Consider the following 22467-nt stretch of genomic DNA (forward strand, 5'->3'; position numbering starts at 1 on the left):
CTGTCAAGTCTCGGTCAATTCTAATCACAGGCGTGATTTAGCAAACACTAAACGATAGGCCCTGCAACACCCGCTGAAAAGCATAGAAACGCTGGCATGATCGCAGAGATTAAAGAATCCGTGACATCCCAAACGCCTCCAAGGCCCGGCAGCAAATTACCGCTATCCTTGGCGGCATTATCGCGTTTCACCAATGATTCCGCCAAATCGCCTACCATTCCGGAGACCGCAAGTATCGGGCCAAGGATCAGGGCACCCAAGACAGGAGGCATTCCAGCGGCGGCTAGGTTCACATTGCTACCCGAAACAGCCTCCATTTCAACTCCCAAAAATATTGGAAAAAGCCATTTCAAACAAACGAAAGCAACGATCGTACTACTTACGATACCACCAATCGCTCCTTCGACGGTCTTTCCCGGACTGAGCCGAGAAATCAGTTTGTGCTTTCCTATCGCTCGGCCAACAAAGTAGGCACCCGCATCGGCTGACTTTGTGACCAAAACCATGGTTAACAATGCTGCGACACCCCAGTTTCCGCTGCCTAGACTGCGAAGCGAAAACAGCATCGCCATCGGTAGACCAACGTAAATCGCGATGAAAACAGTCGATGCCATGCGTCCGGTGACGACGCCGACATCCGCTTTCAATGCGGCTTCGGAACTTGTGACTTCAGAGCGTGTGCCAGGTTTGCCATAGAGAAACATTTCTCGCCCAACCGTTAACATGACGGCTACCACCGCTCCGACGACCATCGCGCCGAACATTCCGAACGTGGCGTTTGCAGGATAACTCGAATGAAACAGCGGCCACATTAGCGGGACGATTGGCGATAGCGTCACAATGGTGGTTGAGATTAGGACGGTCGAACGCGACAGGTACCTTCCGCTCGCCATGACCAGCCCCGCTAAATCCCAAGCCGTGCCGATGGCAAAGAACAGGAGAATCGGGACGAGCCAAAGTCCCTCCAGCCCCGCTCGAGACCGAGTGACATCGAGGTAGAGCAGCAAACAGATGACTGCAATCAATGCAATCGATGTTTTTAAACGGTCGGCTAACAAAGCTTGGTTCTCTCCGTAAATTGTCGCTTAAGGTGGTGGACGGGTTACCGAGTCCCCTTCAGCCAAGTTCAATTCTCAATGGGAACCGAGCATTATTGATTGACGCTCAATCCGCCGAAGCGACGTTGCCGAGTCGCGTAGTCGTCTATCGCCGATAAAAACAATTCCCGTTTGAAGTCTGGCCAACATGACTCGGTCACCCACAGTTCAGCATAGCTCAATTGCCACAGCAGAAAGTTGCTGACACGAAAATCGCCACCGGTGCGTATCATCAAATCGACTTCGGGAAGTCCTGCTGTATAGAGCCGACTCGAGACCAATTCTTCATCGATCTTCTCTTCAGCCAACTTGCCGTCGGCGACTTCTCGAGCCAATTCGCGGACGACTTTGGTGATCTCATCGCGACCACCATAATCGATTGCTAACACAAGAGCGGTGCCTTGATTCTCGGCCGACATCTGCAGCGTTTTGTCCATCTCTGTGATGACGGATTCGGGCAAACGGTCTCGTCGCCCAATGACCTTCAAACGCAGGCCTTGCTCCATAATCAAACGACGCTCTTCAACCAAGTACTGCTCGAGTAAATGCATTAGAAAGTCCAACTCAGGCTGCGGACGTTTCCAGTTTTCACTCGACAAGCAGTAAAGCGTGATCGCTTCGATGCCCAGTTCTGAGGCCATTTCGCTTACCATCCGCACCGAGTCGACGCCCCGACGATGGCCTTCGATTCGAGGCAATCCTTGTGCTTCTGCCCAGCGACCATTGCCATCCATGATGATCGCAATATGCTTCGGAAGATCGGCCATAACAAACTTACCTTGCAATACCCTAAGCGACCGGTTGCAGTTTTAGGACGGAGGAGGCGTCTGTGAAGATCGTTTGTGCTCGGTCCGGTCCAACCGACAATACACCAACGGGGACCCCCACCAATTCTTCAATCCTGCGAACATAGGCAAGTGCACCTTCAGGAAAATCATCGACGCTTCGCACATCATCGACGGGTTCCTTCCAACCCTCGATCGTTTCATAGATCGGTTTGCATCGTCGGAGTTGGTCGGCATGGCCAGGGAACCGTGTAATGCGTTGGCCATCCAATTCATACGCGACACAGACCTTTAGTTCATCAAGATGAGCAAGGACGTCCATCATCATCAATGCCAAACGAGTCACGCCACTGAGACGTGCGGTGTAGCGAACGGCAACCGCGTCAAACCATCCACAACGACGCGGACGACCCGTCGTCGTACCATACTCGTTGCCAAGTTTTCGAATCTGGTCGCCGACCGCATCCTCTAATTCAGTCACAAACGGACCGCCACCAACGCGAGTGCTGTAGGCTTTGCAAACCCCCAAGACATGATCGATCCATTTTGGCGGGATCCCCGATCCGGCACAGATCCCTACACCGCTGCTGTTACTGCTGGTCACAAATGGATACGTGCCATGGTCGATATCGAGCAGCGCTCCTTGAGCTCCTTCGAACAATAACTTTTTGTCCGCCTCTGCTGCATCGAGCAGGATCTCCGTTGTGTCGCCGATCATCGCTGACAAACGCTTTGCCCAAGAGGCAGCCAGTGGAACAACCACATCCGGTGCAATTTGCTGCAGCTCCTCTTCGGGTACGCCCAGACTTCGCAAGATTTTTGTTTTCTGCTCCGCGACCGTTCGGATGCGTTCATCTCGCTCGGGTTGCAGTAAATCGGTCATCCGAATCGCATGGGTGCGGCCCACCTTGTCGCGGTAGCACGGTCCGATCCCGCGATTGGTCGTTCCAATCGATTCGCCACGCACTTCGGTTGCATTCGTTTGGCGATCTTCGGCAATATGCCAAGGCATGACCAAATGAGCACGCTCGCTGATGAGCATGTTCTCGGCACAGTTCACGCCGCGAGGAGCCAGACCGTCAATTTCAGCAATCAGCGTGGTCGGATTGATAACCACGCCCGGAGTGATCATGTTTTTGACATGAGGATGCAGAATACCGCTGGGGATATGATGCAATTTGTAGGTTTCAGAGCCAGCGACCACGGTGTGGCCCGCGTTGGCGCCTCCTTGGTAGCGAACGACATAATCAAATTGAGGGGCTAGTAAGTCGACCAACTTACCTTTCGCTTCGTCACCCCATTGTAAACCAATGACACAAGTACCCGACACCGAAGAAACTCCCAAAATCGCTTGGGGGATTGAAAACTGGCACAACACATGCCGCCACGCCGAAGCAAGTCTCCAGCGCAAACCGAAAAGCGTAAGCATTCATGATCGAATTGGCAAGGACGTGTTGAAGTGGACATGCTATCCTTTGTCATTGGTCCTTTTTTGCTCGCGAATTGAAGGCGATGCTGGCTTTTGTCTTTCGATCCAGAAAGATTTTGTTAACTCTTTTGAAGCGAATAGCTTAGGTGAGTGGGGCGGAATCGAGTCGGGCTCGGCATTCGGAGGCACTCCCTTTTTGAACTTTGATGGTTCGATTACCCCTCGCCTACCCCTCGCCGCATGGAAGTGGGCGGGCTAAAATCCCGCGATATAGCGTTTCGCGGAAAACGCGTTCGGGTAACCCTTGTCTGCCGATTGAAACACACATGTCACGGATCGCGATCGTTTTTGGTTTGCTGCTTTGTGCGATTACGCTGGCGGGACTCATCGTTTCGATGCAAAAAATGCCGTCGCAGTTCTTTCCAATGATGCTCGGTATCCCGATCTTGTTTTGTGGCGTGGTGGGGCTCAATCCTCATCGACGGCGGCATTCGATGCAGGCTGCCGCTTTGATTTCGACCATTGGCATGCTTGCCGGAGGCGGCAACGCCTTCTTTACGGTAATCCGATCATTGCACGGCATGGCTATCAATCTGATCGGGCTGCGGATCGTCGCTGCCGCTGCACTTCTATGCTTGGTCTTCTTGCTCCTCAGCCTGAATGCATTTTGGCGTGAAGCCTCTGAATCTCGCCGCTGGCACGTGTGAATCAATGCACGCTTTCAGTCGTGAAACTCGCGATGCAACTAACTGTCACCCCCGTTCAGCTTAAATTCTGTTTAATCCGTTTATTCGTCAGTTGCCGAGTGAAAAAGCTTGACATCTTGCGGAAGTCGGCTCCAGAAAGATTGACCTTTGGGCTTCTAAAACGTTCAATGGAACCGGAAGACTTTTTTTTCGATAGCGAGAGATTTTGCCAGGCAACGTGTCTGCATTTGCCTCGTGTTTCAATTTTGTACGGGAATGATGGATGTCGACACGCCGCCACTTAATCGCTGCACTCGTAATCGCCGCCTCCAATTTGCCGGCGGCCAGTGCATCGGCGTGCTGTTTAACGGATTGGCTGTTTGGACGCACCCCCGTTTACACCGCTGGATACGCTCCGGTAACCGTTACCAACGTGCCAGTGGTCAACGCACCCTATGCAGCTGGGTACGCTCCAACACCCGTGACGTCGCGTTACCAAATCAGTGGTATCTATTATCCCGCTCAGCCGCCTGTCTATTTGAACAACCCTTCGGTTTATACAGGGATGCCAGTGGCGTCTCAAGCAAACTACCGTGGAACGTTGCCAGTTGCTCCTCAGCAAACACTCCAGCCGATCACGGCTCCGACAACGTCGTTCTACAACGGTGGTAACTCCTACCCAACGCAGACGAGTGCTTCGCAGTACTCGTCCGCCTACACGCCCGTCACGAACACGCCCGTCACTAGCGCACCCGTCACTAGCGCACCCGTCACGAACACGTCGGTCACCGGTTTGCCGATGACGGCAGTTCCCGCTACCTCAATGGCTCCGCTGTATCAAGTTGCACCTCAAAGACCTGCTGGCGGCTTGGCCCGTTTCTTCGGTTCGCTGTTTGGGACCAATTACCAAACCAGTTATTATCAAGCGCCGGTTACCTACTACCGTCCCGTGAACACAGTCGACCCCATTAGTGGAACGACCGTAACGACTCAACAAGCTTGCTCCTCTTATGTCGACCAGATTCAGCGAACGCCTTATAGCAGCTTGGGGGCGACACCACCAACGACGCCCATTCCGCAAACCTACCAAGCAAATCCTAATCCATCGCAGGGTTCCTATGGTCCGGTAGGCCAAGTCGGTGCCGTGGTGGGACCAAATGATCGCTCGGTTGTGCCGATCCCATCGAGCAATGCGTACCCAGGTTCAAATCCGTTTCAGAGCCAGAATTACGCCACACCCAATACGGCTCCTTTGACCGGGTCCCCGGCGTATGGTCAACAACCAAATTACTCTCAGCCCAACGATTCCGCTCCGCTTGAACAACCGCGGCTCGAGTCAGCTCGCCCAGTGTTGACGCCACCAAGTATTTCGGCTCCATCGATGGCACCACCATCGTGGCAGTTGCAAAACCCAGCGGATTCGAACGTATTTGGCTCGTCAAGCTCGGCGTCATCAACACTATCGGCGAATGGATCGGATCGCATGGTTTCGGCTTATGGACCACAACCGAAATCGGATTCCAATTATTCGAGTCTAAGTCCGATCCAGGCGCCGCCAAACTATCAATCCCCATTCAAGCGGGAATCGTTAAATTTCAATCAAAGTTCCGACAATCCCAATGCATCACCCTTTGCAGAATCCCCTTCAACCCACTCTGTTGCACCACAACTTCCAAGCGGTGCTAACCAATCCAGCGGTTCATCGTCGCGCGACCAAATGATCTCACACATTCCTGTTCGCGAAGCCGCACTGCCGCGACAAAACGCTTATCGCCAACAGGTGATACAAACGTCGGGATACTCCGAAACCCGACCGGCAACAAGCCGCAAAACGCGAGACTCATCGGGTTGGTATTCACTTAATCCATAGTAGCTGCGTCTCTCCGAGACGCAGAATCATATTTCATAGTAGCCGCGTCTCTCCAAGCCGCAGAATCGTATTTCATAGTAGCCGCGTCTCTCCAAGCCGCAGAATCGCATTTCATAGTAGCTGCGTCTCTCCGAGACGCAGAATCGTATTTCATAGTAGCCGCGTCTCTCCAAGCCGCAGAATCGTATTTCATAGTAGCCGCGTCTCTCCAAGCCGCAGAGTCGCATTTCATAGTAGCTGCGTCTCTCCGAGACGCAGAATCGTATTTCATAGTAGCCGCGTCTCTCCGAGACGCAGAATCGCATTTCATAGTAGCTGCGTCTCTCCGAGACGCAGAATCGCATTTCATAGTAGCTGCGTCTCTCCGAGACGCAGAATCGTATTTCATAGTAGCTGCGTCTCTCCGAGACGCAGAGTCAAAATGCATCCTGCAGAGACACGGTGCGGGACAAAAGCCTTGGCGACTTTCGCTACGGGCAAATTCGTCAAGGATTCATTCGATCCCCTCCGAGCCGTTATGCAATTCGTGTATAATTTGGGCTCTTCAGAAGAATTCGTGGGTTAAAAGAAAAGTTGCGGAAGTTATTTCTGAGGCATGGCAGGGCAAGAAAAATGTCTCGCTTGGCCTCGGTGAAACGGCTTGTTTTGCCGAGATTTAATTTTGAACGTCAGATTGGCGATGCACCGAAAGACATTTCTTTTGCCTGCGATGCCTGAAAAACCAACCCTTCGGTACTTGGGGTTGATGAATCAACCCACGGATTTTTCGGTGGAGTCTTAATTTGCAGATCAATCGCTTGCTTCCGCAAGTAGGTTCGAAAAGCAGTGCAACAACAATTGTCACCATGAGCACCATCCAAAAATCTTTTTTGTTGTCGAGGTTCTCGCTTACAATTCTGACGATTGCAACGGCGGTCCATGGGGTACAACCAAAGCTTGGTATTGCATCGGGGCCAATGAGCGTGAGCTCAGTTGGCCTGGACGAATCGAGCAGCAACGAACAGGGACCCGAGCAGGGACCCAAACAAGCGACCTGTCGATGGGAGGTCTTCATCAACGATGACTTGTTTGCCGTTTATCTGGCCGACAGCGGCGGTAAACCGATCATCTATCCGATAATCGGACCTGACGAACAATCCATGACTCGGCATTTTCCAATGCAAGACGATATGGATGGTGAGTCGGATGACCACGACCACCAACGGTCGTTTTGGTTCACGCATGGTGAGGTGAATGGCGTCGACTTTTGGATGGACGACAACCATTGTGGACATATCGTGCAAACATCGGGTACTGCTAGTATCCAAGACGATGGGGACACTGCAGTCATCAAAACGGGAAACGATTGGGTCGACCCAAGTGGCAAGCGATTGCTTAGCGATGAACGAGAATTTCGATTCTTTACGAATAACGGCAAACGAATCATTGAATGCAACCTTGTATTAATGGCGACGGACGGTGATGTTCACTTTGGCGACACCAAGGAAGGCAGCTTTGGAATCCGAGTGCCGTCAACGATGAAAGTCGACGCTGGTCTTGGAGGAAAAATCACCAACGCAGAGGGACTTCACGATGCCGAGGCATGGGGTAAGCGATCGAACTGGGTAGATTACAACGGGCCCGTCGACGGGAAACTCTCTGGCATTACGATTCATTATCATCCATCGAGTTTCGCAGCACCTTGCTATTGGCATGTTCGAAATTATGGATTATTTGCCGCGAACCCATTCGGTCGGTATCATTTTACCGGCGGCAAGAAGACAGAAGGGTTCACGGTCAAATCCGGCGACTCGATCATGATCCGATGCCAGACGGTATTTTATACAGGGGCCTTTGACCGCGAACAAACGATTAGCGAGTTCGAAGCGTATTCGAGATCAAATTAGGGGATCGAAACGAATGAAGATTCTCACGTTAACTGGTGCAGGAATTTCAGCCGAGTCGGGTATCCCGACCTTTCGTGATGCGAACGGTTTGTGGGAAGGGCATCGTCTTGAGGACGTTGCGACTCCTGAGGCTTTTCAACGTGATCCAGATTTGGTCCATCATTTTTACAACGAGCGCCGAAGACAACTTCAGCATCCATCGATTGAGCCGAATCCGGCCCATTTTGCTCTCGCCGAGTTCGAACATCAGCACCAGGACGAATTCCTGCTCGTCACCCAAAACATTGACAACCTGCACCGCCGAGCGGGCAGCCAACGCATCGTTGCGATGCACGGCGAGTTGTTGAAAGCTCGCTGTATCGATTCGGGTGCCATATTCGATTGGACAGATGACCTGAATCGGTCGACGGTGCATCCTGGGAACCCAGATTCGGTTGGACGGCTTCGGCCTCATGTCGTTTGGTTTGGCGAAATGCCGTTGGGGCTCGACGAAATTCACGAAGCCGCTGCCGAGGCCGATCTGTTTATCGCCATTGGCACTTCCGCAGTCGTCTACCCGGCCGCCGCGATCGTTGAGTGGACGCAGGCATCGTGCCGACGCATCGAAATCAATCTGGATGCGACACCTCGCTCGCCCATGTTCGACCAATCCATTCGAGGCAAAGCTTCGGTCGAAGTCCCAAAATTCCTGGCGTCCTTGAGGTAGTTGAATCTCGTCAGGCGTTCCGAAGTCATCGCGACTCGCCGAGAGTATTGGCGACTTTCGCTACGGGACAAAGCGAGTTTCGCGGTGTGGCAATCTGTCGCATACAATCGAAATAAACCGTTTCTTCGGTTTTCAACCATTCCAATTCCGGTCTTTCCGTTGTTGTTGGAATCTGTTTTTCTGGCGTTTCCACGGTTCGGAAGTCATTCTTATACGGGTAGGTGCACACCGATTGTCTCATTTATCCACCCCTTCTCTCGATTCGTCTATGACAAGCCCCAACCGTCCGGCAATGGATCCGAACCAAATCGACAAGCCGCATTCGCGGATACTCGAACTCGATGTGCTACGGGCGCTCGCGGCAATCAATTTGGTCTTGTTCCATTTGACCCATGTCTATGACATGAAATTCGGTGCCCTCCAAAACGCTGGTTCGTTCGCTCTCGGTTGGGAATGGCCATTTGGGGCATATGGAGTTGAGTTGTTTTTCATACTCAGCGGCTTCGTCAACAGCATGTCACTGCTTCGTCGCGGCAAGCCGACCGATTTCGTCGCCGCACGGCTGATTCGCATCATTCCGGTCTTCTTGCTTGTCATCGTAGCCAATCTATGGATCACTCAGCAGACACCGCTCGCCTCCACGCCAATGTCGACAGGGCAATTTTTGGCGAACCTCACGTTGATGCCGAAGGTTTTCGGTTACGAGTGTATCGATCCCGTGATGTGGACATTGCAGATAGAGATGATGTTTTACGTGACGTTGGTCGTACTGTTTCGCATCGGTGCATTGCGTCGATATTTTTGGGGCTGGGGTATTTTGACGATACTTTCTTTGCTGGTTTGCCCAACACTTGATTCGATGGCTACAAATCATGACAGCACCGCTTGGTTCCAAATGGCGACCAGTCTTCGATTGCTGCTCCTACTCGATTTTGTTCCGCTGTTTGCGATTGGCTTTTTGTTATACATGATTAAAACGGGGACAGGCAAAAAATGGCAGAACATTTTAGGGATTGCCTTCGCGTCCTTTGTTTTTCACAGCATCGATCATGGCAAGCATAACCCGTTGGCGACCCTACTCATCATCTCACTTGTCACCGCTTGTGCTTATGGAAAGCTTCCGATACTTCGCTTCAAGCCGCTGCTATACATCAGCACGATTTCGTATGCCTTGTATCTATGTCACAACAATCTTGGTTGTGTGGTGATGTATCGATTCAATCAAGCAGGCATCGCTCCCAATATTTCCTTGGGGATTGCGATTGCGTTCTCGTTCTCGGTAGCGATCATCGTAACCAATCGAATCGAACAACCGATCACGAAGTTTTTGCGAGCGAGGTGGAGTCGGTACCGAAGTCAACCAACGGCATCGACTCATTCTGTCGAACTAGGTCTGATTCCAAAACAGTAGCCGCGTCTCTCCGAGACGCGAAATCCCCAGTACCCGCGTATCCCCGAGACACGAAATCCCCAGTACCCGCGTATCCCCGAGACGCGAAGTCCCCAGTAGCCGCGTCTCTCCGAGACGCGAAATCCCCAAAATCCTCACGACAAATTGGTTGCGTTCAAAACCGAATCGCTTGCCACTGCTGCTGAATCGAAAGGATGGATTGAATCAGCATCAATTTTCTATCGTTGGAGTGATTTGCGATCCTTCCAGGATCAAAAAGCGGTGTCGATCGCGAAGGCAAAAGCCTGGATTCCAACTCTTGAGCATATCTGTGTTATGTTAGATCACGCTCACAATTGCATTTCTTTCCACGTTTCCGGAGCCTCAGTCGTGCCACGTACGGTCGAACCATCGACGTCCCCTTCGCTATTGGCTGCAGCGAGAGGCGGCGACCCTGATGCTTGGCACCGTTTCGTCCATCTCTACGGGCCGCTTGTTTACCACTGGGTACGTCGATCGGGGATGCAAAGCAGTGACGCCGCCGATGTCACTCAAGATGTCTTGATGTCGGTCTCGAAGGATTTGGGCGGGTTCGATCCTGCTCGTCAGGGTTCAAAGTTTCGCGGTTGGCTTTGGACGATCACGCGGCGGCGGATCGCGGACACCCTACGGCGACGCCCAAACGAACGGCCCGCAGGATCGCAAATCCACCACGTCCCTGCAGCCACCCCGCCTACCGACGTGGCAACCGACCAACAAACCGTGCTCGTCCGTGCGGTCGCAATCTATCGGGATCGTTTTGACTCAAAGACTTGGCAAGCTTTCTGGGCGACCGTGGTTGAAGGCCGCCAACCGGACGAGGTGGCCGAAACGCTGGGTATGAATCGATGGAGCGTCTATAAAGCAAGAGCCAGAATCCTACAGCGTTTGCGATCGGAATTGGCTGGTTTGCTGGACGAAACCTAATTTTATTGAAACGAGTGTCCAATGCCTTACGAAGGACTAGGTGAACGAGGATAGAATCCATCCACACCTAGACAGGATTGAGAGCATGATCGCTACCCATTTGTCCGACGACGACTTGGACCGTACCGTTTGATTCGTCCACTCGGTCGAGGTGGTATGGGGGCAGTCTACTTGGCGCGTCACGATCGACTGCAAAAGCAGGTTGCGATCAAATTGCTGCCGCGCCATCATGGCTTTGACGCTTCGTGGCGGGGACGTTTCGAACGAGAGATGCAGGCGGTCGCTCGGCTTTCGCACGTGGGAATCGTGACCGCCACCGATGCCGGCGACGCCGATGGTTGGCATTACTTGGTCATGGAGTATCTCGATGGACTCAACTTGGCGGAGATCATCGAGCGAGTCGGCATCATCGACGCCGCAGTCGCTGCCTCGATCATGCGAGATGTCTGCCATGCCTTGGCGTGCGTCCATCAAGCGGGTCTCGTTCATCGTGATATCAAACCTTCCAATATCATGCTGACACGAGACGGATCGGTAAAGCTACTCGACTTGGGCTTGGTATTTGATCAACAGGAATCGATGACCGATCTGCGTTTGACCACCGTTGGCCATGTGATTGGAACGTTGGCGTTTGCCGCGCCCGAACAACTGTCGGACGGTCCGACGATCGATGCGCGGGCCGACGTGTACTCGGTTGGAGCCACGCTGTTTCAAGTCCTTTCTGGGCGAACGCCTCACGTGACCGATCGTGGCATCGGCCCCTTGGTGATTGAAAAAACGTCCAAGCCGCCAGTAGATATTCGCGCGATTGCACCAGAGATTCCGCGACAAATGGCCGATCTTGTACGCCAACTGCTGAGCCAAGATCCGGCGGATCGCCCTCAACATGCGGACGAGGTTGCACAGCGACTCGACGCGATGGCAACCGATGGAAAAGTCAAGCCGTTGGTAGCCAAAGCGATGCGAGTCTCGCGAACGAACACGAACTCGGCGGTGCCGTCATGGCAACCGCTCGCCCAGCCATCGCTACCGCCGCCTCCGAATCGACGTGGTTGGAAATGGGTCGCTGCCGCCGGTGCTTTGTTCGGGCTAATGGCAATCATTATCATCATTCAAATGGGTGATCGCACCGTACGTATTGAAACGACGGATCCGAACATCAACGTAGCGATCGAAGAAGCGGTTCCGAACCCAGACGCGCAAGCGGACGCAAACCCGACACTGGAATCAGAATCGGTCAAAGAAGTCACGCCCGCCGCGCCAGAGAAACTGTTTAAGGGCAGACCGCTGAAAGATTGGGCCAACTTGATGCTGGTCGAACGTGACGTCGATACGCTAGGCGATGCCATGACGGCGATCGCCATGTTGGCTGATGCTCAGGATGCAGCAGAAGCCCAATCGATCCTCATCGCCGCCCGCCGTTTCGGTGGCTGGCGTGCTGTCGGCGAAGGCAACCCATCCGAACGGTTCATGAGTCAATTGATCGAGCAGAACGTCGAGTTTTTGATGCCGCAACCCGGGATTGAAGCGATCACGCGTGAGCTCGACGAGGGAAATGAAAATAGCTGGGCTGCGTCTTTGTTCTTACTAAATTCATTCAATGGGGGATCGGCACATTTCTCAAAGCTGTCGACGTGGGCAAACGAACCGGACAATCGGCGACCAGCGACCGAACTTCACCGAGAGCTTAAAGATTTGCTTCACAGTGGAAAGCTGAAGGATGAAATGGGTCGGTCAAACGCAAAAGGCATTTCGCTATTACTTGCGATAGCACTCGACGCACCGCTCGAGGAAGAGCCAGGGTTACACGAAGATATCGAGCAAATTTTAGCAGCCGGCTCCGAGGTCAGCGTGAGTAAACAGCTAGAAGTGCGTTGGTCGACTGGCAAAAGCGGATTTGCAACCGCATCGATGAGTATCCCGCAATTTATGGCTGCAAATGAACTGGGAATCGAGCTGCCGATGACTTTACATGCCGCAATCGCCACTTCGATGGACCCGGGCTATCGAGAACTGGGAAACAAGACCTACCTTGAGGTGCTGAGAGCAAAGCCGAAGGAAGCATCCGACGCTTTGCTCTTGCATTTGCCGTTTGTTGCTGGTGGAGGTATGGCGGTCATGTACGGATCAAATCAGGTCAAACGTCTATTTACTGAAAACGAATCTTTTTGGATCGAGGCGATGCCAATCGTAACTGAACATTCGACTCGACCCGATATTTGGGGTTGGATCCTAAACAACCTTGCTATCGATGCAGTCCGCGTCACGAGCGACGGAGGAGGCATGGGCGGAGACCCTTTCGGTGATCCGTTCAAACTAACCGAAGCGTTGCGGAACAGTATCGAAGCGAACCTCCAGCGTACGCAAGAACGAATTGCAGCCGAATCGTTCCCGCAACCGCAACCCGCCACCCCCGCGCACTTACAAGGCGGTGGGATGTTCTAGCTGGACATCGCGGTATCGATAGCGATTTGGGCGTTAGCCATTTCACGCATGAAAAAATCCTGATCTCAACACAAGTGAGATCAGGATTGTTGTTAGAAACCAACTCGTATATTTTTGCAGGTTACTTTGCGGTTGGTGGTAGCAAGACGGTGTCGATCACGTGAATCACACCATTCTTGCATTCGATGTCGGTCTTGACAACTTTTGCGTTGTTGACCTTGACGCCTTCGCTGCCTGCTTCAATCTTGACCATTTGACCTTGCACTGTTTTGGCTTCATCAAGCTTAACAACGTCAGCCGCCATCGCCTTGGCTGGGATGACATGGTAGGTCAAGATTGCGACCAACTTGTCCTTGTTTTCTGGCTTGAGCAAGTCTTCCACGGTGCCCTTTGGCAGTTTCGCGAAGGCATCGTTTGTTGGAGCTAAAACGGTGAACGGGCCTTCGCCACTCAGTGTCTCAACTAGGCCAGCTGCCTTGACGGCGGCGACCAATGTGCTGAAAGCTTCGTTGCCTGCAGCCACTTCGACGATCGATTGATCTTTGGTCGATACTTCGGTAGCTACCAAGGTTGCTACGGACGCTGTCGCCGTTTCGGAGCAAGTTGCTGAGGCTTGGCATGTCGTCGAACCTGAGCAAGACTCGCCAGCGGTGACAACGAAAGGTGCGGCGATTGTAACGGCGGTTGCAGCGAAAAAACAAAATAAACTTTTCATCTTTGGATCTCTTTTTTTGTAACAAGCTTTTTGTAACAAGCATTGTGTGTTAGAAACATTATCCAGAAGTTGTCTGGAAGAGAGAATCGAAAACTTGCTGCCGGCAAACAGTTCGAATCTCTTCAGTGCTTGGATGTTAGAGCATCGTCAAGCGGCAATAGAAAAAAAATTTGAAACGAGTCACTCTTCGCTTTTGCTCGCTAGTCGTTTGCCTCGGTGATCCGCATTAACCATGCTCTACAAAGCTCGGGCCACTGCGAAGTCCCTGCGACGCTGTGCGCCATCCCCAAGCCATGGCCTCCTTCGTTGAACAAGTGCATCTCGGCGCTGACTCCATGTTCCACGCAAGCTCGGTAGTACTGCAAGCTGTTTTCGACAGGGACCGACTTATCAGCAGCGGTGTGAAACAGAAACGTGGGTGGCGTGTCTCGAGTTACTTGAGCGGGCGTGTTTAGCGACGCCAATAGTCTGGGATCCGGTTCGGTTCCCAGCAGATTCTTTTGGCTACCTCGATGTGTGTAAGATGTCCCCATCGATAGAACGCCATAGCATAGAATACTGAAGTCGGGCCGAGAGGAAACACGCGCAATCGGGTCTTCCGAATCACCGCGGATTTGTGCGAAGTGGGTTGAGGCGGTAGCAGCCAAGTGTCCGCCCGCAGAAAAACCAATCACGCCGATTTGCTCTGGATTGACATTAAACTCTTTTGCACGAGCGCGTAGCGTCTGTATCGCTCTTTGGGCATCATGCATCGGAGCGGGATGCCCATAACCTTCGCCCCCATTCCCATTGCCACGCAGTCGGTAAGTACAGATCGCTGAACTGATTCCCATCGATTCGAACCAGGCCGCGAATTCGTGCCCCTCGTGGTCCATCGCGTGCCTGGAATAGCCTCCACCCGGAAAGACCACGACCATCGGAGTCGGCGAATCGGATTTGGCAAGCCGGATGTACAGTTGAGGGTTGTCACCCTCTTGGGTAAAGCGAGCTCCGGGAACACCCAACGGCCAAACCGGCTGAGTCAATGTATTGGGTTCGTCCGCAAAAGCAGTGGTAACCAAATCAGTGGGTAGGTTGGTCATTAGCAGGCACAGCACCAATGGCGAAAGAGAACGAATCGGTAATTGCAAAATCATCAAGAGAGCTCGTAGCCAGGAAATGGGGTGGGTGGGTTGCTTGGAGTTTGCGGAAGCGGAAATCGCCAAACCTCGGACGGCTTGCGCCGCGCCGATGGTATCTCTGGCGAGATCGGCTACCCCCAAATCAAATTTAGCGGAAGCACTCGGTTCCGACGGCTCTGTACGGACCATTTTTGTCGGTCGGCATATTGTAGCGTATCGATGCGACGCTAGGATGATAATTTGTTTAATCGAATGACAAGGATCGAAAGCCTACTGTGACCTCTACGACTTCTCCAACTTGGCCATCCGACGAACGTGCATGCAAGCATGGAACAGGAATAATGTGGCGTTTATCGACGTGGTGGACCGTTCTGCAAACCGCTCTTGAAGAGCGATTGGTTTACCGAGGTGATTTCGCCATCGGCACCCTGATGCGTTTTTTGCCCATTATTACCCAGATATTCTTGTGGTACGCCGTATTCGATGCGATCGATGCCACTTCTGTCACAGCTGACGCTTCGGCAAACTCAACAGGCGGATTGGCCCCAAAGGCAGAGATTGGCGGTTTCGGCTTCGCCGATATGGTTGCCTACTACTTGTTAACGATGGTCGCTCGAGCGTTTTCGAGTATGCCAGGCTTGGCGGCTGGGATCGCTCAACAGATTCGCGAAGGCGAAATCAAACGTTATCTGATTCAGCCGATTGATCTGATTGGTTTTTTGCTGCTCACTCGCATTGCTCACAAATTAGCCTTCTATGCAGTCGCCGTTTTGCCGTTTGCTTTGGTTTTCTTTTTGTGTCGCGACTATTTTGTCAGCGGTTGGCCGCCCGCCCACGTGCTCGTCGCTTTCATTGCATCGCTAATCATGAGTTTCTTGATTGGTTTTTTCTTTGAGGCAGCGATCGGGATGATCGGTTTTTGGTTCTTAGAAGTCTCGTCGCTATTGTTTATTTTCATGTTGTTCTCGTTCTTTTTATCGGGTCATATGTTTCCTTTAACCCTACTGCCCGAAAGCCTTGGTACATTTGTGCAACTATTGCCCTTTAAGTATCTGGCCTATTTCCCCGCAGCCGTTTTTTTGGGCAAGATCCCTGAGGACCAGTTAGCGTTTGAAATGACGATCCAAGCCGCATGGATGGTTTTCTTCATCGTGGTTTGCCGAGTCGGTTATGCTCGAGGCGTAAAACGCTATAGCGGATTTGGTGGTTAAAAACATGAGCAATTCCAACATGAGTCGAAAGGCGAAAGCGAGTCAGATGGATCGTCGAGACATCAAGCGAGTCGGCCCAAATTATGGAAAAGTCTTTTTGACTTTCGCCAGCAATAGTTTGGTTCGCGATATGACGTTTCGACTGAACTTTATCTTGCAGTGCCTTAGCAGTATCGGTTGGACCGCAATGAATGTCGGTTTTTACTTGATCCTGTTTCAGTATACGGGAAGTATTGGAGAGGACACCGGTTGGGATCAAGATAAATTTTTCATCTTCTTGGCAACGACTTGGTTCATCAATGCTCTGGTGCAAGCTTTCTTTATGCCAAACGCTCAAGAATTTAGCGAGATGATCCGCACTGGCGGTTTGGACTTCGCACTACTGAATCCGATCGACACCCAATTCTTGATTTCATTCCGCCGCATTGATTGGAGTGCACTGTCGAATTTCGTTGCCGGTCTGCTGATTCTGGGGTATGCGCTCTATTCCTTGGCGACACGGCAGGTCGATCCGATGATTCCATCGGCTATCTCCGTGATGCTCTATCTGTTCTTTATCTTATGTGGCGTTGCAATTATGTATAGCTTGATGATTTCGCTAAGCGCGACCAGCATTTGGTTAGGACGTAACCAGACACTCTACAACTTTTGGTTTTACATTACCAACTTCAGTCGTTATCCAATGGAAATTTACGATCGCGGTTGGGGCCAATCGCTCTACGGGTTCTTTACGTTTGTCATACCCGTTCTGTTGGTGGTCAACATTCCCGCACGTCTGTTGGCAAAACCGATCAATCCTCATACCGACTATGAATGGATGCTCGTTGGATGGGCGTTGATCGCGACCGTGCTAAGCTTAGTGCTCAGCCGAATGGTATTCAAAAAAGCGTTGCTGAGCTATCGGAGTGCTAGCTCGTAAAGAGCGTAAATCCTTGCTCCCAGGCTCCCGTCTGGGTGCGAGATGGTGGGAGGCTCCCGCCTCACGAACACAGAAGAAGAACAACAACAAGGCGGGAGCCTGCATTGATCCCGTTACAAGGGGGGGGGAGCTATGAAACGAGTTGTTAGAGATCGTTAGAGATCCCTGTGCCGTAGGATCTTTAATAAGATCCACTACCAAAGACGGCGCTCAATGATTAATCGTTTCGACACGTTGAGATTCATGACGTCGTGACCAAGTAAAGCCCGACCATTTAGTTTGTTGCCCGGTTTCGATCTGCGAAATGACATGGTCGATCTGAGGTCCGAGTTCTTCCAGTCGTTCGATGAAGTGCGACACTTCTCGATACGTGTCGGGCGAGTTTGCGGGAGCAATGATTTGCAACCGCCCGATCGCCATTTCGCTGCCGTCCTTCGTCTGATTTGTGAATAGTGGAACGGTGAGACTAAGCTGGTTCACCTTTTCAGGTAACCGAACGGATTGCCATGATGCATGATACGCTTCGTGCAGCCATGCCATGTTAAGATCAATTTTGATGCTTGCCAAATCGTGGGTCTTTGCAAACTCGACCAATGGTTCCCATACGGTTTCCCATTGTCCGCTACCTTGAAGAGTGTGTTGCCGTTCAAGTTTTCGCTTGTCGCACTCTAATCTCGAAGTCGAAAATGATCGATAGGCACCGAGCAAACGACTGGCGACTAACCGAAATTCGGCATAGCCGAAGGAACGCGTAAGGACAAGCATACCGAGAACGAAACAAACGCCGATCGCGGCAAGCCAAGGCAATTCGAAGAAAGTCGAGAGAACCGCCAAACTTGTCGTCACCATGCACAGTCCCGCGACGACAATCAACATGCCGTGGCTCCCAAACTTGGCTTGCAGCAAATGGTGTAAATGAGCGCGGTCGGTCGCATAGATACTGCGCCCGGTTAGCCAGCGACGCATAATGGCAGCGGAGGAGTCGAACAATGGAATCGCTAGAATGGCTACAGGTGCCGATGCCAAAACGGTTGATTCCTTGACGCTCGACCACATCGCTAAAACGGCCACGAAAAAGCCAATCATCATACTACCAGCATCCCCTAGGTAGATGCTCGCAGGCGGTTTGTTAAAGATCAAGAAACCGAGTAGCGAACCAGCCAATGAAAAACAAATCACTCCATTGAGAGAAATCCCGCTGCGGCAACTCAAAATACCCAACCCCGTACAGATGATACATCCAACCGTGGTCGCCATCCCATCGGCCCCGTCAATGAGATTCAAAGCATTGATGGCGACGAGGAACCACAACAGTGTGATTGGCAGAGCGAGCGGGCCGAGCGGCAATTCAAAGCCGAGCAAGCTGATTTCTCGGATCATCGTTCCCGAACCGGCCACCACCGCGACGATCAGAAGTTGCAATACTAATTTTTGCCGTCCACGGAGCGCGAATCGATCATCGATCAAACCGACAGCCAAGATCGAGCCTGCAGCCAAAAATAACAGCACCCACTTGCGATGAAAGCCATGAAGCGTCCCACCTAAGAACATGTGGTCGACTGCTAAAGCAAACAACGTCGCAATCAGGAGCGAGGCGAAGACAGCCACGCCTCCGCCAAGGGCGATTGGTTTGGTTTGCAACTTTCTCTGCAGGTCCGGCTTGTCCACCATGCCGATTCGACAGGCAAACATGCGAACCGAGGGAACGAGCACCAACGCTGCAGCGACCGAGACCGATAGCGTCGCGAACAACAACCAATACATCTAGTGCGCCTGGGTAAATCGAGTAGGGAAGACAATGAAGCAGATCAACGGCCCGCCAGAAGCGGGTGTTATCTTGGGCGACCAATCAAACTCAGTCAACAGCTTATTATAAGAATAAGTGCATCAAAACGAACGGCTGTTTATTCCGAAAGTCAGAAAAATTGAAAGACCGATCCTGACAAGCAATGAAGTCATCCCTTCCAGAAAACACCGCAAAATCCTCCTTTCAATGGGAATTGCTCTTTTCGCTACAACCGGACTTAGCGTCATAAGTGGCGTTTTCCAAATAATTGGCTAAACCGACAGCCCGTTTGGGGCGATAAATAGCCTTGAGTGGTAGTGCTTGACGGCACAACCCTCACCACCCGTAGGACTAGAACCGGAATGCCTTTGCTGCCAAAGGGGGGCCAAATGGCGATTCGTTCATTATTGATGCCGCAATCACGAATCAACGCTCAATGTAGCGTCGCGGACTTAGACAACGACTTGAGCCAACGTGACTCAAGTAGACCAGCCGATCCGTCTCGCTGCAAAGCTCGCATTCGACGCGCTGCAATGTTAGCCGGATTGTCCCTTGTGATCTTGGGTTCTAGCGGATGCTCTTCGCTTTATAGCGGAGCATGCCGTTCGATCCAAAAACAGGATATGCTGAACGACTTTATGATCAGCCATCGCAATCGTGTAATGGCTGCAAAAGCTTGGCATTGCCAAAAGCATACCTTTTGCAATCCGTCGAGTGCCTTTCAGGACGGTTTCTACGCAGGCTATGCCGAAGTCGCTAGTGGCGGTAATGGTTGTATCCCAGCGGTGGCGCCAGCAAAATATTGGGGATGGATGTATCAATCCGCCAGCGGCACTCAAGCCGTCAACGATTGGTTCGCCGGTTACCCGATGGGCGTCAAGGCAGCCGAACAAGATGGCGTAGGGCATTGGAACAATGTTGGCACCGCGCGGATGCCAAGCAACATGAACCAAACGCCTCCAGCCATGCTGCCGGTCGGTGCAGCTCCCGTTTTGTTGGACAACAACGACCCATATAGCCAGCCGACCGATTTGACCAGTCCATTTGTCGATGATTTACCGCAACCTGCGACCAATTCAGAGCTCAATGGACTGCAGCCGAAATCGTCAAACCAAGGGTCTGGATTGAAGGATGCGTTGGAGCTTGGCCCTCACGAAGGTGCGATGATGTCCAACCAAAATGACGGAGCCGTCTCGTTCTCGGCATCGTCATCGGACATCCCCGAGCTTGAGCCGCGGCGGTCGCAGAAGATGGCGTCGAAAGATTCGTCTTCCATCGAGATGGACACGGCAGATCTGAATAGCGTGATCGACAGTATCTTCGGGCCAGGCCCCGAAGCGACGGAACAACCCGCTGCAGCAAAATCACCAGCAGCGAAGTCGGCAACGAAGCAATCCGCGACCGATCTGCCGTTCAGCTTCCAATAAGCGAAGCAAGTTTGATCAACGTCTGAACCGTACCGGTTTAGACAACCCTCATTGTCTTTTGGCGACGCCCAACAAGCGCCCCACTTACGCATACGCATTGACCTTAGTTAGAGAGTTCAGGGATGAACAAGAAATCTTTGCCAGTCGGAAAACGGGCGCGTCACGTACTGCGGTCCATTCAGACCGTTGTCGCCGCCGGTCTTCTAAGCACCTCGTTAACAGGCTGCACCACGATTACGCAGCCCATCGACGGAGTGCCCGCTAATCGGCTACCCGATACGTTCTTTGTCGAACCAAAGAACGATTTGGTGCCCATCGATATTTCGTTGCTTTCGCTCGAACCACCACGAGACTACCAAATCTCGGGCGGTGACATCTTAGGCATCTACGTTGAAGGCGTCTTGCCCTTTAACCCGCCAAACGCACCACCCGAACCGCCACCGGTTAACTTCCCTGGCGAACAGAGCATTCTACCTCCGTCGATCGGCTATCCGATTGCGGTCCAGGATGATGGAACGTTGGCTTTGCCACTCATCGAGCCACTCGATGTCGAAGGCTTAACGCTCGAACAAATTCGTGAAGCGATTCGTGACGCCTACATCGACAACGAGATTCTGCGTCCCGAAAAAGCTCGCCCGATCGTGACAATCATCAAGGAGCGAACTTATGACGTTGTCGTTATTCGCGAAGATGCAAGTCGGCTGAATACACAAAGCCTCGCAGCGGAGTATATTCGTGGTACGAGTGACCGAAGTGCAAGCGGCACGATGGTCCAGTTACCCGCCTATCAAAACGACGTACTGCATGCATTGGTGGAAACGGGTGGCCTGCCAGGTTTGAATGCCAAAAACCAAGTGAAAGTTCTTCGTGCCAGTGAAGCGGATAAACGAAAACGTTCTCAGTTCATGCAGCAGTTCTACGCACAACAACGTGCGTTGATGCTCGATCCGTGTGCTTGCCCGCCGGAACTGCCAGAAGATCCAGCGATCATAAAGATTCCTTTGCGGGTCAAACCAGGTGTGGTTCCTGATATTCCAAAGGATGAGATCACGCTTCAAGATGGAGACATTGTTTACATCGAATCACGTGAAACGGAAGTCTTCTACACAGGCGGCTTGTTACCTGGCGGCGAGTTTTCCCTGCCTCGTGACTACGACCTCGACGTGCTTGGAGCCATGGCTATCGCAGGCCGAGGCGTTGGATCGCAAGTCAGCGGCGGATCAGCCAGTATCATTGGAGGTAGGTCATCAGCGGTACCGCCAGGGATCGTGTACATCTTGCGGAAAACACCCTGCAACGGGCAAGTCGCCATCGAGGTTGATTTGACCAAAGCGATTAACGATCCAAAGAGTCGACCGCTAATCGCGCCAGGTGACACAATTATCTTGCAATACCGTTGTGAAGAGGAACTGATCAACTTCGGTATCGCAACCTTCTTCACCTACGGTCTACGAGAACTGCTACGCTAAGAAAGTCCTGCAGACACTTGCAAACCGCACGGAAGCCCACAAGCTCCCGTGCGGTTTTTTTTTGTCATCATTCGCAGATCGCCCATGAATCGTTCCAGTAGCCGCGTCTCGCCGAGACGCGAACCACAGCCACCGCGTCTCGCCAAGACGCAAACCACAGCCACCGCGCCTCGCCAAGACGCAAACCACAGCCACCGCGCCTCGCCAAGACGCAAACCACAGTAGCCGCGTCTCGCCGAGACGCGAAACACAGCCACCGCGTCTCGCCGAGACGCGAACCACAGCCACCGCGCCTCGCCAAGACGCAAACCACAGTAGCCGCGTCTCGCCAAGACGCAAACCATAGTAGCCGCGTCTCGCCGAGACGCGAAACACAGCCACCGCGTCTCGCCAAGACGCAAACCACAGCCACCGCGTCTCGCCGAGACGCGAAATCCCCCTGTCTCGGAGAGACACAGCGACATGAAAGCGAAAGGCAACTATCACTCCATCAGCAGCCCTCTATTGGCGAAACGGCTATTTTGAAGTGCCGGGTAGGCGATCAAGTAACAATCCCCAA

General features: G+C 52.4%; 21 protein-coding genes. 12 read left to right on the top strand and 9 right to left on the bottom strand.

Translation table 11 applies throughout. The features are described from left to right. Positions 1–47 precede the first annotated feature (47 nt). The 3 genes from Q31b_RS14720 to Q31b_RS14730 form a co-directional block, all read right to left on the bottom strand. Positions 48–1058: a phosphatidate cytidylyltransferase gene (locus tag Q31b_RS14720; protein ID WP_146600413.1), complete on the bottom strand. Its 1011-nt coding sequence runs from the start codon at positions 1056–1058 to the stop codon at positions 48–50. Positions 1059–1150: 92 nt separating this feature from the next. Then, positions 1151–1864, bottom strand: a complete 714-nt coding sequence (uppS, locus tag Q31b_RS14725) for a polyprenyl diphosphate synthase (protein ID WP_146600414.1) — start codon at positions 1862–1864, stop codon at positions 1151–1153. A 22-nt stretch (positions 1865–1886) separates the two neighbouring features. After that, a complete protein-coding gene (locus Q31b_RS14730) occupies positions 1887–3212 on the bottom strand; it encodes an adenylosuccinate synthase (protein WP_197171549.1) in 1326 nt (441 codons plus the stop codon). Between Q31b_RS14730 and Q31b_RS28255 the strand changes: the two genes are divergently transcribed. The 3 genes from Q31b_RS28255 (at position 3193) to Q31b_RS14740 (ending at position 5867) form a co-directional block, all read left to right on the top strand. Next, positions 3193–3570, top strand: coding sequence for a hypothetical protein (locus tag Q31b_RS28255; RefSeq protein ID WP_197171551.1), 378 nt, complete (start codon positions 3193–3195; stop codon positions 3568–3570). The genes Q31b_RS14730 and Q31b_RS28255 overlap by 20 nt on opposite strands. 67 nt (positions 3571–3637) lie before the next feature. Beyond that, positions 3638–4018: a hypothetical protein gene (locus Q31b_RS14735; RefSeq protein WP_197171553.1), complete on the top strand. Its 381-nt coding sequence runs from the start codon at positions 3638–3640 to the stop codon at positions 4016–4018. A 262-nt stretch (positions 4019–4280) separates the two neighbouring features. Then, complete coding sequence (locus Q31b_RS14740; RefSeq protein ID WP_146600417.1) at positions 4281–5867, top strand: hypothetical protein; 1587 nt, start codon at positions 4281–4283, stop codon at positions 5865–5867. Between the two features lie 26 nt (positions 5868–5893). On the opposite strand, the gene Q31b_RS14745 is transcribed toward Q31b_RS14740, so the two are convergent. Beyond that, a complete protein-coding gene (locus Q31b_RS14745; RefSeq protein ID WP_146600418.1) occupies positions 5894–6211 on the bottom strand; it encodes a hypothetical protein in 318 nt (105 codons plus the stop codon). Between the two features lie 501 nt (positions 6212–6712). Between Q31b_RS14745 and Q31b_RS14750 the strand changes: the two genes are divergently transcribed. Together Q31b_RS14750 and Q31b_RS14755 are read left to right on the top strand one after the other, a co-directional pair. Then, a complete protein-coding gene (locus tag Q31b_RS14750) occupies positions 6713–7753 on the top strand; it encodes a DUF6807 domain-containing protein (protein WP_146600419.1) in 1041 nt (346 codons plus the stop codon). Between the two features lie 13 nt (positions 7754–7766). Next, entirely contained in the window at positions 7767–8459 is a 693-nt protein-coding gene (locus tag Q31b_RS14755) for an NAD-dependent deacylase (protein WP_146600420.1), read from the top strand. A gap of 25 nt (positions 8460–8484) precedes the next feature. Here Q31b_RS14755 and Q31b_RS14760 read toward each other — a convergent pair whose 3' ends face one another. Then, positions 8485–8700, bottom strand: coding sequence for a hypothetical protein (locus Q31b_RS14760; RefSeq protein WP_146600421.1), 216 nt, complete (start codon positions 8698–8700; stop codon positions 8485–8487). 27 nt (positions 8701–8727) lie between these two features. Here Q31b_RS14760 and Q31b_RS14765 point away from each other — a divergent pair, with 27 nt between their 5' ends. From Q31b_RS14765 to Q31b_RS14775, 3 genes are all read left to right on the top strand, one after another. Beyond that, a complete protein-coding gene (locus Q31b_RS14765) occupies positions 8728–9870 on the top strand; it encodes an acyltransferase family protein (RefSeq protein WP_146600422.1) in 1143 nt (380 codons plus the stop codon). Between the two features lie 369 nt (positions 9871–10239). Beyond that, on the top strand, positions 10240–10815 hold the full coding sequence (locus tag Q31b_RS14770) for an RNA polymerase sigma factor (protein ID WP_197171555.1): 576 nt from the start codon (positions 10240–10242) through the stop codon (positions 10813–10815). Positions 10816–10944: 129 nt separating this feature from the next. Next, the gene (locus Q31b_RS14775; RefSeq protein ID WP_146600424.1) at positions 10945–13260 is read left to right on the top strand and encodes a serine/threonine protein kinase; all 2316 of its coding nucleotides are present in this window, start codon (positions 10945–10947) and stop codon (positions 13258–13260) included. A 121-nt stretch (positions 13261–13381) separates the two neighbouring features. Here Q31b_RS14775 and Q31b_RS14780 read toward each other — a convergent pair whose 3' ends face one another. Together Q31b_RS14780 and Q31b_RS14785 are read right to left on the bottom strand one after the other, a co-directional pair. Next, positions 13382–13975 carry a fasciclin domain-containing protein gene (locus Q31b_RS14780; RefSeq protein WP_146600425.1) on the bottom strand — a complete coding sequence of 198 codons (594 nt, stop codon included), beginning with the start codon at positions 13973–13975 and terminating at the stop codon, positions 13382–13384. A gap of 200 nt (positions 13976–14175) precedes the next feature. Then, positions 14176–15285, bottom strand: a complete 1110-nt coding sequence (locus Q31b_RS14785) for an alpha/beta hydrolase (RefSeq protein ID WP_231617583.1) — start codon at positions 15283–15285, stop codon at positions 14176–14178. A gap of 152 nt (positions 15286–15437) precedes the next feature. Between Q31b_RS14785 and Q31b_RS14790 the strand changes: the two genes are divergently transcribed. Next, on the top strand, positions 15438–16307 hold the full coding sequence (locus tag Q31b_RS14790) for an ABC transporter permease (protein ID WP_146600426.1): 870 nt from the start codon (positions 15438–15440) through the stop codon (positions 16305–16307). Positions 16308–16353: 46 nt separating this feature from the next. After that, positions 16354–17226: an ABC transporter permease gene (locus Q31b_RS14795; RefSeq protein WP_146600498.1), complete on the top strand. Its 873-nt coding sequence runs from the start codon at positions 16354–16356 to the stop codon at positions 17224–17226. 210 nt (positions 17227–17436) lie between these two features. On the opposite strand, the gene Q31b_RS14800 is transcribed toward Q31b_RS14795, so the two are convergent. Continuing rightward, positions 17437–18990: a glycosyltransferase family 4 protein gene (locus Q31b_RS14800; protein WP_146600427.1), complete on the bottom strand. Its 1554-nt coding sequence runs from the start codon at positions 18988–18990 to the stop codon at positions 17437–17439. Positions 18991–19374: 384 nt separating this feature from the next. Here Q31b_RS14800 and Q31b_RS14805 point away from each other — a divergent pair, with 384 nt between their 5' ends. Further along, positions 19375–20439: a hypothetical protein gene (locus Q31b_RS14805; RefSeq protein ID WP_231617584.1), complete on the top strand. Its 1065-nt coding sequence runs from the start codon at positions 19375–19377 to the stop codon at positions 20437–20439. Between the two features lie 122 nt (positions 20440–20561). Continuing rightward, the gene (locus tag Q31b_RS14810) at positions 20562–21908 is read left to right on the top strand and encodes a polysaccharide biosynthesis/export family protein (RefSeq protein WP_146600429.1); all 1347 of its coding nucleotides are present in this window, start codon (positions 20562–20564) and stop codon (positions 21906–21908) included. On the opposite strand, the gene Q31b_RS14815 is transcribed toward Q31b_RS14810, so the two are convergent. Continuing rightward, positions 21905–22387, bottom strand: coding sequence for a hypothetical protein (locus Q31b_RS14815; RefSeq protein WP_146600430.1), 483 nt, complete (start codon positions 22385–22387; stop codon positions 21905–21907). The two genes, Q31b_RS14810 and Q31b_RS14815, sit on opposite strands and share 4 nt — an antisense overlap. Between the last annotated feature and the right edge of the window lie 80 nt (positions 22388–22467).

It is taken from the genome of Novipirellula aureliae (genome assembly GCF_007860185.1).
GTDB classification, from domain to species: domain Bacteria; phylum Planctomycetota; class Planctomycetia; order Pirellulales; family Pirellulaceae; genus Novipirellula_A; species Novipirellula_A aureliae.

Bases quoted from the DNA above. Each gene is read 5' to 3' on its own strand.
- Q31b_RS14745 (WP_146600418.1), bottom strand. From the start codon at position 6,211: ATGCGATTCTGCGTCTCGGAGAGACGCAGCTACTATGAAATGCGATTC.
- Q31b_RS14795 (WP_146600498.1), top strand. From the start codon at position 16,354: ATGGATCGTCGAGACATCAAGCGAGTCGGCCCAAATTATGGAAAAGTC.
- Q31b_RS14805 (WP_231617584.1), top strand. From the start codon at position 19,375: ATGCCTTTGCTGCCAAAGGGGGGCCAAATGGCGATTCGTTCATTATTG.
- Q31b_RS14765 (WP_146600422.1), top strand. From the start codon at position 8,728: ATGACAAGCCCCAACCGTCCGGCAATGGATCCGAACCAAATCGACAAG.
- Q31b_RS14760 (WP_146600421.1), bottom strand. From the start codon at position 8,700: ATGAGACAATCGGTGTGCACCTACCCGTATAAGAATGACTTCCGAACC.
- Q31b_RS14800 (WP_146600427.1), bottom strand. From the start codon at position 18,990: ATGTATTGGTTGTTGTTCGCGACGCTATCGGTCTCGGTCGCTGCAGCG.
- Q31b_RS14750 (WP_146600419.1), top strand. From the start codon at position 6,713: ATGAGCACCATCCAAAAATCTTTTTTGTTGTCGAGGTTCTCGCTTACA.
- uppS (WP_146600414.1), bottom strand. From the start codon at position 1,864: ATGGCCGATCTTCCGAAGCATATTGCGATCATCATGGATGGCAATGGT.
- Q31b_RS14780 (WP_146600425.1), bottom strand. From the start codon at position 13,975: ATGAAAAGTTTATTTTGTTTTTTCGCTGCAACCGCCGTTACAATCGCC.
- Q31b_RS28255 (WP_197171551.1), top strand. From the start codon at position 3,193: ATGACACAAGTACCCGACACCGAAGAAACTCCCAAAATCGCTTGGGGG.
- Q31b_RS14785 (WP_231617583.1), bottom strand. From the start codon at position 15,285: ATGGTCCGTACAGAGCCGTCGGAACCGAGTGCTTCCGCTAAATTTGAT.
- Q31b_RS14735 (WP_197171553.1), top strand. From the start codon at position 3,638: ATGTCACGGATCGCGATCGTTTTTGGTTTGCTGCTTTGTGCGATTACG.
- Q31b_RS14790 (WP_146600426.1), top strand. From the start codon at position 15,438: ATGTGGCGTTTATCGACGTGGTGGACCGTTCTGCAAACCGCTCTTGAA.
- Q31b_RS14740 (WP_146600417.1), top strand. From the start codon at position 4,281: ATGTCGACACGCCGCCACTTAATCGCTGCACTCGTAATCGCCGCCTCC.
- Q31b_RS14755 (WP_146600420.1), top strand. From the start codon at position 7,767: ATGAAGATTCTCACGTTAACTGGTGCAGGAATTTCAGCCGAGTCGGGT.
- Q31b_RS14810 (WP_146600429.1), top strand. From the start codon at position 20,562: ATGAACAAGAAATCTTTGCCAGTCGGAAAACGGGCGCGTCACGTACTG.